The organism is Nguyenibacter vanlangensis (genome assembly GCF_038719015.1).
GTDB classification, from domain to species: Bacteria; Pseudomonadota; Alphaproteobacteria; order Acetobacterales; family Acetobacteraceae; genus Gluconacetobacter; species Gluconacetobacter vanlangensis.
Genome location: NZ_CP152276.1, coordinates 3611122 through 3623803 on the forward strand (window position 1 = coordinate 3611122; position 12682 = coordinate 3623803).

The window sequence follows — 12682 nt, forward strand, 5'->3', positions numbered from 1 at the left end:
TGCCGCACCCGTCTCCAGCGGACAGCTCCCGCGCGGTAATGGATTTTTTGAAAGCGGCCGCTCAGGCCGGCAGGTCCGGCGCGACCAGCCGCCCCAGTTGGCGCGGCGCGTCCAGCCGCACCCGGCCGTGCGCATCCACCAGTTCCATCCGCTCCAGCCATGCCTCGAACTCCGGCGCCGCCCGCAGGCCGAAACTGGACCGCAGGGTCGCCATGTCATGGTACGACAGGCTCTGGTAGCTCAGCATCACGTCGTCGCCGCCCGGCACGGCGATCAGGAAATTCACCCCCGCGGCGGTCAGCAGCACCATCAGGCTGTCCATGTCGTCCTGGTCCGCCTCGGCATGGTTGGTGTAGCAGACGTCGCACCCCATCGGCAGGCCCATCAGCTTGCCGCAGAAATGATCCTCCAGCCCCGCCCGGATGATCTGCTTGCCGTCATACAGATATTCCGGCCCGATAAACCCGACCACCGTATTGACCAGCAGCGGCGCGAACGCCCGCGCCACGGCATAGGCCCGCACCTCGGCGGTCTGCTGGTCCATGCCGTGATGCGCCTCGGCCGACAGCGCCGCTCCCTGGCCGGTCTCGAAATACATCACGTTCTGTCCCACCGTCCCGCGCCGCAGCGACAGCGCCGCCTCCCGCGCCTCGGCCAGCAGCGACAGCGAAACGCCGAATCCCGTATTGGCGGCCTGCGTCCCCGCCACGGACTGAAACACCAGGTCGACCGGCGCCCCCTGCTCGATCATCCGGATGGTATTGGTGACATGCGTCAGCACGCAGCTCTGCGCCGGAATGTCATGGCGCGTGCGCATCGCCTCCAGCATGTCCAGCAGGACGATCCCGGTCGCGACATTGTCGCCGGCCGGATTGATCCCGATCACCGCGTCCCCGGCGCCCAGCAGCAGCCCGTCCAGCAGCGACGCCGCGATCCCCCGCGGATCGTCGGTCGGATGGTTGGGCTGCAACCGGCTGCCCAGCCGCCCCGGCAGGCCCTGCGTGTTGCGGAACGCCGTCACCACCCGCATCTTGCGCCCCACCGCGATCAAATCCTGGTTGCGCATCAGCTTGCTGGTCGCCGCGACCATCTCGGGCGTCAGGCCGGGCCCCAGCGCGCCGATCGCCGCATGGTCCGCCGCGTGCGACAGCAGCCAGTCGCGCAACTGCCCCACCGTCATGTGCGCGACGGGCGCGAACGCCGCCGCGTCATGGCCGTCCTGGATCAGCCGCGTCACCTCGTCCTGCTCGTACGGCACCAGCGCATCCCGCAGGAAATCGGCCAGGGGAATATCCGCCAGCGCATAACGCGCGGCGATCCGCTCCACCGGATCGGCCGCCGCAACCCCCGCCAGCTCATCGCCCGAGCGCAGCGGCGACGCACAGGCCAGCACATGGCGCAGATCGGCAAACCGATACTGCTCGCCCGCCAGGATGCTCCGATACCCCATGCCGCGCCCTCCCGCGCCATTGTCGCAACAACGCGCCGGACGCGGTCAAGGCATTTCACACGGAACGGACGCCGCCGGATTGTCGACCTTCAGACGCATGCTCACTAAGCGGACAGCATCTTCCGTTGCGTAAAAGGTTCGAATATGGCAAGGCATGGAACCATGACCGGCACGACCAATAAAGCTGTTGGCTTTTGGTGGCGCTCCGTTTTCGGAGCGGCGTGAGGTCTTTTTCATGACTCAAGCCGCGTCAGTCGGCTTGTTTTGAGTCATTTTTACCAAAAACGACCAATCGGGCTGATGATGGACGCTTCCAGAGAGGAGACAGCCATGATGCCGTCCAGCCCGAAGCTCGATTATCCTTTACCTTCTGGATACGTATTTCGTGCGGGTGTTCCCGACGCAGCGACTTATTGCCGCCTCCGTAGAATAAGCGGTCTGACACCGCGCAGTGTGCTGGCCGCACAGGCAGGGCTTCCCAATACGCTCTACGGGGTGCATGTCCAACATGGCTCTGACGTCGTCGGGATGGGACGGATGATCGGCGACGCTTCGCTATTTATCCATGTCGTAGACATCGCTGTCGATCCCGCGCATCGCGGGCAGGGAATCGGGTCTGCGATCATCGGCGCCATCATGCACCATATACGGGCCACCATTCCTGCCGAAACATATGTGAGCCTGATGGCAAATGGAGAAGCCTGGCAGCTCTACGAGCGATTCGGTTTTTCAAGTGTCATGCCGGATGCGCGGGGAATGGCACAATGGATCCACAAGCAATGACGACAGCCCTTCTCATCATCGACGTACAGCGGGCGATCCTGACGGGGCTGGCGCATGCGGATCGGCAACCGTCCATTGATGCCCGGCTCGACGCCGTCTCGGCCCGATTGGGTCGGATGAAACGTGCAGCCGAAGCATCGGGCGTGCCCGTCATCCTTGTTCAGCATGACGGAGATACCGGACACCGTTTGGAATACGGAACGACAGACTGGTTGTTCCGCGACGAAATTACGCCTCGTCATGATACGGTCGTCGTCCACAAGCGTAGCTGCGACTCTTTCCACGACACTGACCTGAGCGAGCGCCTGGCAGAGCTTGGCATCAATCACCTGGTGATCGGTGGCTGTATGACCCAATTCTGCGTCGACACCACCACTCGGCGGGCGACTTCGATGGGTTTCGATGTGACGTTACTCAGTGATGGTCATACCACCGCCGATTTCGGCTCACTCACTGTCGAGCAGATCGTCGACCACCACAACTGCTTATTGTCGGGGTTTAATGCGGGATCAAAAGCCGTTCGGGTGGTGCCGTCGGAAGCAGCTTGCTTTCTCACGACGTGACGCGAGGCATCTGTACGCAGAATCGGCAGGCAAGGTATGGAAAACGGCCCGGTACGGAATCCCATCAGGCCGACAAAAAAACCGGCGACACCTCGAAATCGCCGAGAAGCGACGCAGCGTCCCTTCCCTCATCGGACAAGACAGCCCGCTCGAAAAAGCCGCTTATCGGGCATAGCGTTTCATCACCAGGGAACCCGGCACGATCATCGCCATGAACTTCGCCGAGATGGGGGCCGACGAGAAGCGTTCCATGGACGCGTCGGCATCGGCGACCGACCGCCAATGGACGATCGCCAGCCAGCTATGGTCGCTGCCAGGCGCGGATTCTCGCGACACGAAGCCCGGGCGCTTTGCGATCAGGTTCGTGCCGATCTCGTGATCGATCGCTTCCATTTGCGCGACCGTGACATCGCTTCTCAGCGTCGCCGTGACGACTTCGATGATCGGCGCACCCGCGGCCCGCGCGGCGATCGGAGACGCCATTCCCGCCAGCGCCAATCCCGCGGCGATAAGCTTTTTCATCATGCTTCTTTCCTTTATATCAAGTGCTGACAAACGGATTCCCGTCAATCCTGAGGAATCGGCAGCACCCTTCGGCCACCGGTTCGGTGTTCGGCGCGGAGCCGGCGGCGCGATCCGCCGCCCCCGCGTGGGCAACGGTCAGGCACCGGCCTCCTGTGACCGCACCCACCCACGCCGGACGATCAGCGCGATCGGCAGGCCGAACCCGAACATGTGGATCAGCAAGGCAGGCACGAAGGGCATGGGTGTCACCGATGCGGGCGTGGTGAAGGCGCTGTGCGGCAACACGACGAATCCCATGAAGAAGAATAGGATGATGCCGAGTACGGGCCCGCCGGCCCACGCCCAGCGGTTCACCGCCGGCACGCGCCACGCGACCAGCGCGTACGCGACCGCCGGAACGATCGATACGAAGAAATGAAGCAGCGTCCCCAGGACCAGACCGGCGGCACCCGCATAGGCTGCCATGCCGATCAGGCTGCTGGCCGCCAGTTGCACCTCCGGAACGATTCCGACGCCCCGCGCCGCTTGCAGGATAAGAACCGGGACAAGTCCGATGGCGCCGGTTGCCAGGCCGGCGGCCAGCCCGATGGCGACGGCGCGGGACGACCCACGCCGCGAACCCGCTGGTCCCGCCGTCACCCCGCTCCCTGCCACCTTGTCCTGTAATGCGTCCGTCATATGCATGATCAATCCTCGGTCGTCCGTCGTTGGAGGATGCGGGGCCGTGGCTACATGAACCGACGGCAGGTCCGGCCCCATTTGCCTGACTGCCCGTCCCGTCCTCAACCGCGCAGCGCGGCCGCGACGCGGCTTTCCAGCGAGGCCGTCGGGCGGCCGATCAGCCGCGACAGGGCGCCGCCATCATCGAACAGGGCACCGCGCGAGGCGGCGACATCGGCGTCGGCCAGCAGCGCGGCCAGGTCGCCCGGAAGCCCCGCGCCCGCCAGCATGCCCGCATAGGCCTCGGCGGACAGATCGTTATAGGCCACGGCCTTGCCCGACTGGCGCGACACCTCCGCCGCGAGTTCGGCCATCGTGAAGGCCCCGTCGCCGGCGAGTTCATACGTCCGGCCCGCCTGATCCTCCGCGGTCAGCGCCACGGCCGCGGCTGCCGCATAGTCGGCGCGCGCCGCCGAGGAAAAGCGCCCATCCCCGGCGGCGCCGACGAAGGCCCCATGCTCCAGCGCCACGGGCAGCGCCATCAGATGATTCTCGATATACCAGCCATTGCGCAGGATCACGGCAGGCAGGCCCGACGCGGATATGGCCTCTTCCGTCTGCCGGTGTTCGATCGCAAGGCGGGCGGGCGACGTGCCGGCATGCAGCATGCTCGTATAGGCAAGCAGCGAAACCCCGGCCTGGCGCGCCGCCTCGATCACCGCGCCATGCAGCGGCACGCGGCCGCTGACTTCAGTCGAGGAAATCAGCAGCAGCTTGTCGACGCCGGCCAGCGCCGTGCGCAGCGTGTCGGGACGGGTATAGTCCGCCTCGCGCACGATCACGCCGCGCTCGGCAAGGTCACGCGCCTTGGCCGGATTGCGCGCCGCGGCGACGATGCGGCCCGCCGGGATGGTCTTCAGCAGCGTATCGATGACGAGGCGGCCAAGCTGCCCCGTCGCTCCGGTGATTGCGTACATGTTCGGCCTCTTGTCGTTGTGTGCCTGATCATTGTGTGACGGACCGGAAGACGGCGCCCGTGTCTGCGCACGCCACGAATGCGTGGCGGGACGTGACGGGGAAGGTCGTCACCGGCTCCGCGATCAGAGAGCCTTCAGATAGCCGCACGCGTTACTTGCAGAAACCTCCTATCTTGCAGTTACCTCTACTTTCCGGTTACCAGATGGAAACTCGCCCCGGATGGAAACTCGCCATGGAGGCTGCGCGATGGTCCTGAGAATGCGAACCAAGGTGAAGGCGCTCCCCGGCTGCCCCATGTCGAAATGCATGGCTCTGCTCAGCGGCCTCTGGACGCCCGAACTGCTCTGGTCCCTCAGCAACGGCCCGCGACGGTTTTCGGAATTGCGCCGCGATATCCCGGCCATTTCGGCGAAGGTGCTGACCAGCAGGCTGCGCGATCTGGAGCATCGCGGCGTTCTCGGCCGCAGCGTGATGCCGACATCGCCACCGACGGTGGAGTATGATCTGACCCCATTGGGGCAGGAACTGCTCCCCGCGATCAAGGCGATCGTGGATGTCGGGTCGCGCCTGCTGCTCCGGGACCTCGCGATCCCATCACCGCAGGCGGTGGACGCGCCGGGGCCAGGGCATCTTGACCCAGAGCATCTTGACCCGGGGCATCTTGACCCGGGACATCTTGAACAGTGACCGATTGAAAGACAGGCCGGGCCCCCGCCCGAACCCGGCAGCGGCCATAGACCCCCTGCACCCCATGACATCGATCCGGAATCGGTTTCCAAAGGCACCGCCTTTGGCGGGGTGCGGGGCAGCGCCCCGAAAAGGAGACCGCGGGACGGCCAATCACGACACCAATTGGCACAAGGCACGGCCAACTCTTCGACGACGGCGAAACCGGCCGAGAACGACGGGCCACATCGAGCCATTGGAGGCATTCCGACCTGTGCGGCCTTTCCGCGTTCGGCGGCGCGGTCAGTGCCCGTTCATGGGCCCCATCACAGGCATCGTCATCATCGGCACGGGTTGCGACCCCAATATGGTCGCCGGCAGCCTGCCGTCCCAGCGCCGCGCCTGGGTATAGGTCACATAGTTCGGGCTGGCGCCCAGCGCCGCCGCCTGGGCGCGGATCGCATCCGCCTCGGCTTCGCCCTTGACCCGCGTCGCGGCGGCCTCGGCCTCCGATTTCGCGCGGATCGACCGCGCCTCGCCCTCGGCGGCGGCCACGGCCGCGTTGGCGTTGGCCTGGGCGGCAATCTGCTGGCGCTCAGCGTCGATCACCGCCTGCTGGCGCAATTGTTCCGACCGCGTCACCTCGGCCTTCGCCCGGGTCATCATGTCGATGGCGTGGCGGAACGCCTCGGTATAATCCAGGTCGGTAATCTGAACTTCCGAAACCTCGATGCCGTACAGCTTCAGCGCCTGCGCGGCCACATCGGCCTTGATCTCGCTCTCGATCAGGCTGCGCGCGCTGGGTACGTCCGAAACCTGCCGCCGGCCGAAGGCCGACTTCATCCGGTCGTTGGCCAGCGTATAGATCCGCTGTTCATAGAACGGCACATGCTCGTACAGGTTCTGCACATCCCCGTCGGGAACGTTGAACTGCACCAGCATCGTCACGTTCACGCCCTGGTTGTCGGCGGTAAAGACTTCGGATTTCTGGATGGCGACCTGCTGGGTGGCGGTGCTGTATTCCACCACGCTTTCCACCCAAGGCAGCTTGAAATGCAGCCCCGGCCCCGCCGTGCGCGAAAACGCGCCGAAGCGCGATACCACGCCGACATTCTTCTGGTCGATCGTGTATCCGGTGCCGAACAGCAGCGACAACACGACCAGCGCCCCGACGGCCAGGGCGCCATAACGGGCGATCGTCCGGGGATTGGCCCCGTCATACCGAAAATGCATGACGCCACGATATCGGCGATCGCTTGCCTCGGCAATCCACCCCCGGCAAAAGACCCAAATCGCTTCCACTGAACACCGGTTCAGTGGAAATGCGCCAAGCTATTATTCAATCGAGCCTCGTCACCCGTTCAAACAAGTCCGCCCGAAACGGGATCTGCTCTATGTCGTATCCTCGCCGGCCGGCAGTTCGGTGTCGAAATGGGCGATCGCCTCCGATGCCGCGCAATTCAGCCGGATCACCTCGCCCTGCACCGCGTCGGCCATCGACAAGGGCAGGTAATGCGCCGCCCCGTCCGTGCCGGTCAGGCGCAGCCGCGCCCCCCCTTCTGCCTCCTGGACCTCGCCAACCGGCGCATTGTCCGCCCCGACGATCTTCATGCCGGAATGCAACTGGAACCATTGTGTCATGGACGCCTCCTCGCAGACTGTCCGAGCCCGTCATATGGGAACGCGGCGGCGGCGGCGGACGGGCCCGCCGATCACATCCCGTTGCGTATTCCCCCCATGCATCTCTCGGGCAGGCTCCCCTGCGCGACGCGCCCGGCGCAAGATGCCCAGCGTAAGATGATTGCAGTACGAAACGAAAAACCAGCCGCCCGGCACGGCGCCAACCCCGTGCCGGGCAAGAAAATAACGGCGCTTTACACGCGGGCCATCGCTCAATTAGGACGTGCCGCATCCTCCCCGTCCCCGCCCCTCCGCCGGACATCGTGCCCGCCATGCCCCGAACCCAGGCCGACACCGCCTCGCCCCTGCGCCATTCGCTGTTCGAAGACGCCTATGCCCTCGTCATCGGCTGTTCGCTGATCGTGCTCGGCCTGGCCTGCCTGCACCGGGCCGGACTGGTCACCGGCGGGGTCGCCGGGGTGGCGCTGCTGCTGTCCTACGTCGTGAAGCTGCCGGCCGGCCTGCTCTTCACGCTGATCAATATTCCCTTCCTCGCCTTCGCCTGCCGGACCATGGGCGGCGCGTTCGCGCTCAAGACGCTGATCGTCAGCTTCTCGGTCACCCTCTTCGCCCTGGTCTTCCCGCATCTGATGACGTTAGGCGCCATCAACCCGTTCTGGGCGGCCTTCTTCGGCGGAACGGCGATCGGCATGGGCATCCTGTCCCTGGCCCGGCACCAGGCCGGGGTCGGGGGCACGGGCGTCATCACGCTGTGGCTGTACAAGACGCGCGGCTGGAACGCCGGCAAAAGCCAGTTGGCCATCGATGCCGGCATCCTGGCCCTCTCGCTCCTGGTCATCGATGTCCGCCACGTCCTGCTCTCGGCCGTCAGCGCGGTGGCGATCAGCGGCGTGGTCGCCACCTTCCACCGCCCGGGCCGCTATACCGGCTACTGACCCGTCGTCGCGGCCCCCCGCGCATCTCCCATCGCACCCCCCATCGCATCCAGCGTCGCACGCAGGTCGCCGCCATGCCGGGCCAGGCCGGCTTCGGCCGCCTCCAGCGTCATGCCGTGCCGGATCAGCACCGCGCGCTTGACATTGCCGCCGGCGGCGTCCAGCGCCTGGCGGATCTCGTCATCCGTCCCGCCCGCCAGGGTCCGGACCATGCGCGCGGCCCGCCGCCGCAATTTCGCGTTCACCACCCGCATATCCACCATCTGCCCGCGATAGGCATGGCCCAGCCGGACCATCAGCGTGGTCGAAAGCAAATTCAGCGCCGCCTTCTGCGCGGTCCCGGCCTTCAGCCGGGTCGAACCGGCAATGACCTCCGCACCGGTCACGATCCCGATCCCCAGCTCGGCCTCGCGCAGCAGCCGCCCCTCGGCATTGCAGCTCATGCCCACCGTCAGGCTGCCGGCCGCCCGCGCGGCACGCAGCGCCGCGGCGGTATAGGGCGTATTGCCGCTGGCCGCGACGCCCAGCACCACGTCGTCGCCGCCGGGCCGATGGGCCAGGATGTCGCGCCGCGCGGCGTCCTCGTCATCCTCGGCGCCCTCGGCCGCCTGGAACAGCGCCCCGGTCCCCCCGGCCAGCAGCAGCACCAGCCGCTCCGGCGCCCAGCCGAAGGTCGGGGTCAGCTCCACCCCGTCCTGCATGCCGATCCGCCCCGACGTGCCGGCCCCGACATAGAACAGCCGGCCACCCGCGCGCAGCCGGGGCAGGGCCGCGGCAATAACGCGCTCCAGTTCGGGGATCGCCGCCCGCACCATGGCAACGGCGCTCATCTGCGCCTCGGCCAGCGCCTCCAGGATCGACGCGGTCGGCCACAGATCGATCTCCGCAAAGCGCGGATCCTGCCCTTCCGTCCCGCCAATGCCGGCCGCGTCGCTGATGTCGTTCATCGGAATATCCGCAAGTCCTTCGCCATTCGGGTCACGATCCCCCCTTATGGCCCGGCCGCCGCGCCACGTCCAAACGTTCGCGCCACGTCCAAATACGCCGCCACGTGCCCCGACAGGTCCGTCCCCATGCGGATCGTTCCCTTCACGCCGCCGCGCCGGGCGGGTCAGAAAGCCGCAACGCGTCCCGGGCGGGCGGCAATCCGAACATCCGGCGATATTCGCGGCTGAATTGCGACGGGCTGGCATAGCCGACCGCAAAGGCCGCCGCCTCCGCCGACATGCCGCCCGACAGCAGCAGCCTGCGCGCCTCCATCAGCCGGATCTGTTTCTGGAACTGCATCGGCGTCATCGCGGTCAGGGCCTTGAACTGGCGATGAAACGCGGTCGGGCTCAGCCCTGCCGCCGCCGCCAGGTCGTCGACGCGCAGCACCCGGTCGAATTTCTCCCTCAGCGCATGGATCGCCTCGACCAGGCGGCGATCGCGATCGACCCCGACCACCAGGCGCGACAGCACCGCACCATGCGGCCCGGCCAGCAGGCGATAGCAGATTTCGCGCATCACCGCCGGATAGAGGATGGGAATCGCCTGCGGCTCGCGCAGCAATCCGACCGCCCGCGCCGCACACCCCACAAGCGCGTCGTCCAGATCCAGGACGAAGGCCCCCGCGCGGTCGTCCGGCACGGGCGGCGCCTCCATGCGCTCGAAGACCTCGCGCATGATCGCCCGGTCCAGCTCGATCACGACGCTCAGATAGGGCGCGCCCTCTCCGCCCTCGACCACCTGGCTCGCCCCCGGCATCTCGACGCTGACGACCATGGCCTGGCCCGTCCGGTACTCCAGCCGAAGCGCGCCGAAACTGGTCCATTTCGCGCCCTGCACCACAATGCACAGCGCGGGTTTGTGCAGGATATGCGCCGGATTCCGCTCGGCCGCCGACCGCAGCAGGATCAGGCCATCGATCGCGGTGTAAAGCGGACTGGCATTGCCGTGGCACGCGAAACATGTGTCGACGGCGTCACGTAATCGAGAGAGTTCATCCATGGGACAGCCCTGGTCGTGGCGGCCCCGAATGTAAGCGCCGAGGTGGAATCAGGCAAGAAATGGGCGGGTTCCGGCATGGCCGAACCAGGGGCCCGGCGCATAGGCTCGGCACCGGAACAGCCTCACCGGAACAGCTTCCAGGGAAAAACCATGACCCGTCAAACCACAGGTAAAATCGCGCTCGTCACCGGCGGCAGCCGGGGACTGGGGCGCAACATCGTCCTGAACCTCGCCAGGCGCGGCGTCGATGCGATCTTCACCTACCACGCCGATCGGGCGGCAGCCGAACAGGTCGCCGCCCTGGCGGCCGAAGCGGGACGCAGGGCCGTCGCCCTGCAACTCGATGCCGGCGATACGGCGGGCTTCGGCGATTTCGTGCAGGACGCGCGGCAGGCGCTGGCCGGCCTCGGCGCACAGCGTTTCGATTATCTGGTCAACAATGCCGGCACCTCGCATCATGACAGCATCGAGAACACCACCGAAGACGCGTTCGATGCCCTCTATCGCGTCCATCTCAAGGGCGTCTTCTTCCTGACGCAGAAATTGCTGCCGCTCATCAATGATGGCGGCCGGATCGTCAACATCTCGTCCGGCCTCACCCGCGTCATCATGCCCGGCCGCGCGCCCTACGGCACGATGAAGGGCGCCGTCGAAATCCTGACCAGATACATGGCCAAGGAACTGGGCCCGCGCCGGATCGCGGTCAACGTCGTCGCACCCGGCGCGATCGAGACCGATTTCAGCGGCGGCCTGGTCCGCGACAACCCCGAATTCAACAAGCGGGTCGCGGACATGACCGCCCTCGGCCGCGCCGGCCTGCCGGACGATATCGGACCGATGGTCGCCTCGCTGCTGTCCGAGGACCACCGTTGGGTCAACGGCCAGCGGATCGAAGTCTCCGGCGGCATGTCGATCTGATCGTCTAAGGCCCGCCCGCCGGCGTCTCCGACTGTCCGAGGCGCCATCCATCGGGTCCGGCGGATCAGCGCTGGGGGCGGATTTGGGCGGCGTTTCGTTTTCCGACAAATCAGAGCGGATCCCGTTCAAACGGACGCGTTTGAACGGGTGAAGATGCGCGATAAATAATAACCTGGAGCATTTCCCGAACCGGTGTTTGGTGAAAACGCTCCAGGTAACTCGAAATCGTGAAAGGCGCACGGAAACTCATCCTGCCGATATAAGCTTTTGCGTCGAGGCCGAGGACAGACGGCCGGATCGCGTCAAGGCAGGAGGGAACGGCAGCCGGCTTGCCCTGCAGAGAAAATCATCCCCGGAGGATTCGCGGCGATGTCGAAAAAGTCGCTCCTGTGGATAGTGGCGGCCGTTGTTCTGGTCGCCTCCTATTTCGGCTACCAATATTGGCAGCAGATGCAGTCGGCGCTGCCGAAGGGAATCGCATCGGGTAACGGACGGATCGAGGCAAAACTCGTCGATATCACCGCCAAGGAAGCGCTCCGGGTGCAGGAAATCCGCGCCGATGAGGGCGATCTGGTCAACCCGGGCCAGGTTCTGGTCCTGCTGGATACGTCCACATTGCAGGCGCAGCTTCAAGAGGCAAAGTTGAACGTCGCGGCGACGCAGGAAAAAGTGGCCGTGGTCCGGGCTGCGATCATCAAGACGCAAAGCGAGATCAATCTCGCCAATATCGAGGTCAGGCGCAGTAGCGCGCTCGTCGCGGAACGTGCCGGTTCGCAACGGGAACTCGACGTCCGTAGGACGGCGGTACAGACCACGACGGCCGGACTTCAGGAAAACGAAGCCCAGTTACGCACGATTGAACAACAGGTCAAAGTCGCCGAGGCCCAGGTGTCGACGATCCAAACCCGAATTGACGATGCAACGCTGAAATCGCCGGTCAGGGGAAGAGTGCTCTATCGGCTGGTCGAAGTTGGCGAGGTCCTGGGGCCGGGCGGTAAGGCGTTGACGCTGGTAAACCTGAACGACGTGTACATGGAAATATTCCTCCCGTCGGAGCAGGCGGCGAAGGTGAAAATCGGCGCCGAGGCGCGGATCGTGCTCGACGTTCTCCCCAATCGCCCCGTCGCGGGATATGTCAGCTTCGTGTCGCCCGAAGCGCAGTTCACACCCAAACAGGTCGAGACCCGCAGTGAGCGGGAGAAGCTGATGTTCCGGGTCAAGATCCGCGTGCCTGAGCAGACGGTGGAGTCCTATATCGACGTCGTCAAGACCGGCGTGCGGGGCGTCGGCTACGTGAAAATAGATCAAGCGACCGCCTGGCCGGCCTCGCTTGAGCACGCCATATCTCCCGCAAAAGACGGAGGATAGAGGCCGGTCCCGTTCGAACGGATTCGTTTGAACGGGTGAAACTGCACGATAAAATAACAATGTAGGGCATTTCCACTGATCCGCGGTTCAGTGGAAATGCTCCAGGCACCGGTCGAATCGTAAAGGGCGGAAGCTGCCGCGCATTCACGCCGGCAACTGGCAGGCGCCGGGGCAATAAACATCAACGAAGCGTCACGACGGCGACG

At 65.5% G+C, this 12682-nt stretch carries 15 protein-coding genes; 6 read left to right on the forward strand and 9 right to left on the reverse strand.

Going from position 1 to position 12682, the window contains the following annotated elements:
- Nucleotides 1-61 precede the first annotated feature (61 nt).
- Together AAC691_RS16790 and AAC691_RS16795 are read right to left on the reverse strand one after the other, a co-directional pair.
- Nucleotides 62-1450 carry an ethanolamine ammonia-lyase subunit EutB gene (locus tag AAC691_RS16790; protein WP_342627738.1) on the reverse strand — a complete coding sequence of 463 codons (1389 nt, stop codon included), beginning with the start codon at nucleotides 1448-1450 and terminating at the stop codon, nucleotides 62-64.
- Between the two features lie 45 nt (nucleotides 1451-1495).
- The gene (locus AAC691_RS16795) at nucleotides 1496-1687 is read right to left on the reverse strand and encodes a hypothetical protein (RefSeq protein ID WP_342627739.1); all 192 of its coding nucleotides are present in this window, start codon (nucleotides 1685-1687) and stop codon (nucleotides 1496-1498) included.
- Nucleotides 1688-1780: 93 nt separating this feature from the next.
- On the opposite strand from AAC691_RS16795, the gene AAC691_RS16800 reads away from it, so the two are divergent.
- Complete coding sequence (locus AAC691_RS16800) at nucleotides 1781-2233, forward strand: GNAT family N-acetyltransferase (protein ID WP_342627740.1); 453 nt, start codon at nucleotides 1781-1783, stop codon at nucleotides 2231-2233.
- A complete protein-coding gene (locus AAC691_RS16805; RefSeq protein WP_342627741.1) occupies nucleotides 2230-2796 on the forward strand; it encodes an isochorismatase family protein in 567 nt (188 codons plus the stop codon). Before AAC691_RS16800 ends, AAC691_RS16805 begins: the two co-directional genes overlap by 4 nt.
- Before the next feature lie 162 nt (nucleotides 2797-2958).
- On the opposite strand, the gene AAC691_RS16810 is transcribed toward AAC691_RS16805, so the two are convergent.
- The 3 genes from AAC691_RS16810 to AAC691_RS16820 all read right to left on the reverse strand — a co-directional run bounded on the left by AAC691_RS16810 (nucleotide 2959) and on the right by AAC691_RS16820 (nucleotide 4958).
- Nucleotides 2959-3321, reverse strand: a complete 363-nt coding sequence (locus AAC691_RS16810) for a hypothetical protein (protein ID WP_342627742.1) — start codon at nucleotides 3319-3321, stop codon at nucleotides 2959-2961.
- Between the two features lie 135 nt (nucleotides 3322-3456).
- The gene (locus AAC691_RS16815) at nucleotides 3457-3999 is read right to left on the reverse strand and encodes a hypothetical protein (protein ID WP_342627743.1); all 543 of its coding nucleotides are present in this window, start codon (nucleotides 3997-3999) and stop codon (nucleotides 3457-3459) included.
- A gap of 104 nt (nucleotides 4000-4103) precedes the next feature.
- A complete protein-coding gene (locus AAC691_RS16820; protein WP_342627744.1) occupies nucleotides 4104-4958 on the reverse strand; it encodes an SDR family oxidoreductase in 855 nt (284 codons plus the stop codon).
- A 307-nt stretch (nucleotides 4959-5265) separates the two neighbouring features.
- Here AAC691_RS16820 and AAC691_RS16825 point away from each other — a divergent pair, with 307 nt between their 5' ends.
- Nucleotides 5266-5646, forward strand: a complete 381-nt coding sequence (locus tag AAC691_RS16825) for a helix-turn-helix domain-containing protein (RefSeq protein ID WP_342627745.1) — start codon at nucleotides 5266-5268, stop codon at nucleotides 5644-5646.
- Nucleotides 5647-5928: 282 nt separating this feature from the next.
- Here AAC691_RS16825 and AAC691_RS16830 read toward each other — a convergent pair whose 3' ends face one another.
- Complete coding sequence (locus AAC691_RS16830) at nucleotides 5929-6858, reverse strand: prohibitin family protein (protein WP_342627746.1); 930 nt, start codon at nucleotides 6856-6858, stop codon at nucleotides 5929-5931.
- A gap of 159 nt (nucleotides 6859-7017) precedes the next feature.
- Nucleotides 7018-7266 (reverse strand): DUF2171 domain-containing protein, encoded by a 249-nt coding sequence (locus tag AAC691_RS16835; RefSeq protein ID WP_176640914.1) that lies wholly within the window; start codon nucleotides 7264-7266, stop codon nucleotides 7018-7020.
- Nucleotides 7267-7577: 311 nt separating this feature from the next.
- Between AAC691_RS16835 and AAC691_RS16840 the strand changes: the two genes are divergently transcribed.
- On the forward strand, nucleotides 7578-8201 hold the full coding sequence (locus AAC691_RS16840) for a YitT family protein (RefSeq protein WP_342627747.1): 624 nt from the start codon (nucleotides 7578-7580) through the stop codon (nucleotides 8199-8201).
- On the opposite strand, the gene AAC691_RS16845 is transcribed toward AAC691_RS16840, so the two are convergent.
- Together AAC691_RS16845 and AAC691_RS16850 are read right to left on the reverse strand one after the other, a co-directional pair.
- Nucleotides 8195-9148, reverse strand: a complete 954-nt coding sequence (locus AAC691_RS16845; RefSeq protein ID WP_342627748.1) for an N-acetylmuramic acid 6-phosphate etherase — start codon at nucleotides 9146-9148, stop codon at nucleotides 8195-8197. The two genes, AAC691_RS16840 and AAC691_RS16845, sit on opposite strands and share 7 nt — an antisense overlap.
- Nucleotides 9149-9290: 142 nt before the next feature.
- A complete protein-coding gene (locus tag AAC691_RS16850) occupies nucleotides 9291-10190 on the reverse strand; it encodes an AraC family transcriptional regulator (RefSeq protein WP_342627749.1) in 900 nt (299 codons plus the stop codon).
- A 150-nt stretch (nucleotides 10191-10340) separates the two neighbouring features.
- On the opposite strand from AAC691_RS16850, the gene AAC691_RS16855 reads away from it, so the two are divergent.
- Both AAC691_RS16855 and AAC691_RS16860 read left to right on the forward strand, forming a co-directional pair.
- On the forward strand, nucleotides 10341-11108 hold the full coding sequence (locus AAC691_RS16855; RefSeq protein ID WP_342627750.1) for an SDR family oxidoreductase: 768 nt from the start codon (nucleotides 10341-10343) through the stop codon (nucleotides 11106-11108).
- A 369-nt stretch (nucleotides 11109-11477) separates the two neighbouring features.
- The gene (locus AAC691_RS16860) at nucleotides 11478-12476 is read left to right on the forward strand and encodes an HlyD family efflux transporter periplasmic adaptor subunit (RefSeq protein WP_342627751.1); all 999 of its coding nucleotides are present in this window, start codon (nucleotides 11478-11480) and stop codon (nucleotides 12474-12476) included.
- Nucleotides 12477-12682 lie beyond the last annotated feature (206 nt).

Bases quoted from the DNA above. Each gene is read 5' to 3' on its own strand.
- AAC691_RS16840 (WP_342627747.1), top strand. From the start codon at position 7,578: ATGCCCCGAACCCAGGCCGACACCGCCTCGCCCCTGCGCCATTCGCTG.
- AAC691_RS16835 (WP_176640914.1), bottom strand. From the start codon at position 7,266: ATGACACAATGGTTCCAGTTGCATTCCGGCATGAAGATCGTCGGGGCG.
- AAC691_RS16830 (WP_342627746.1), bottom strand. From the start codon at position 6,858: ATGCATTTTCGGTATGACGGGGCCAATCCCCGGACGATCGCCCGTTAT.
- AAC691_RS16825 (WP_342627745.1), top strand. From the start codon at position 5,266: ATGGCTCTGCTCAGCGGCCTCTGGACGCCCGAACTGCTCTGGTCCCTC.
- AAC691_RS16815 (WP_342627743.1), bottom strand. From the start codon at position 3,999: ATGACGGACGCATTACAGGACAAGGTGGCAGGGAGCGGGGTGACGGCG.
- AAC691_RS16810 (WP_342627742.1), bottom strand. From the start codon at position 3,321: ATGATGAAAAAGCTTATCGCCGCGGGATTGGCGCTGGCGGGAATGGCG.
- AAC691_RS16855 (WP_342627750.1), top strand. From the start codon at position 10,341: ATGACCCGTCAAACCACAGGTAAAATCGCGCTCGTCACCGGCGGCAGC.
- AAC691_RS16790 (WP_342627738.1), bottom strand. From the start codon at position 1,450: ATGGGGTATCGGAGCATCCTGGCGGGCGAGCAGTATCGGTTTGCCGAT.
- AAC691_RS16860 (WP_342627751.1), top strand. From the start codon at position 11,478: ATGTCGAAAAAGTCGCTCCTGTGGATAGTGGCGGCCGTTGTTCTGGTC.
- AAC691_RS16800 (WP_342627740.1), top strand. From the start codon at position 1,781: ATGATGCCGTCCAGCCCGAAGCTCGATTATCCTTTACCTTCTGGATAC.
- AAC691_RS16850 (WP_342627749.1), bottom strand. From the start codon at position 10,190: ATGGATGAACTCTCTCGATTACGTGACGCCGTCGACACATGTTTCGCG.
- AAC691_RS16820 (WP_342627744.1), bottom strand. From the start codon at position 4,958: ATGTACGCAATCACCGGAGCGACGGGGCAGCTTGGCCGCCTCGTCATC.
- AAC691_RS16805 (WP_342627741.1), top strand. From the start codon at position 2,230: ATGACGACAGCCCTTCTCATCATCGACGTACAGCGGGCGATCCTGACG.
- AAC691_RS16845 (WP_342627748.1), bottom strand. From the start codon at position 9,148: ATGAACGACATCAGCGACGCGGCCGGCATTGGCGGGACGGAAGGGCAG.
- AAC691_RS16795 (WP_342627739.1), bottom strand. From the start codon at position 1,687: ATGAAAAAGACCTCACGCCGCTCCGAAAACGGAGCGCCACCAAAAGCC.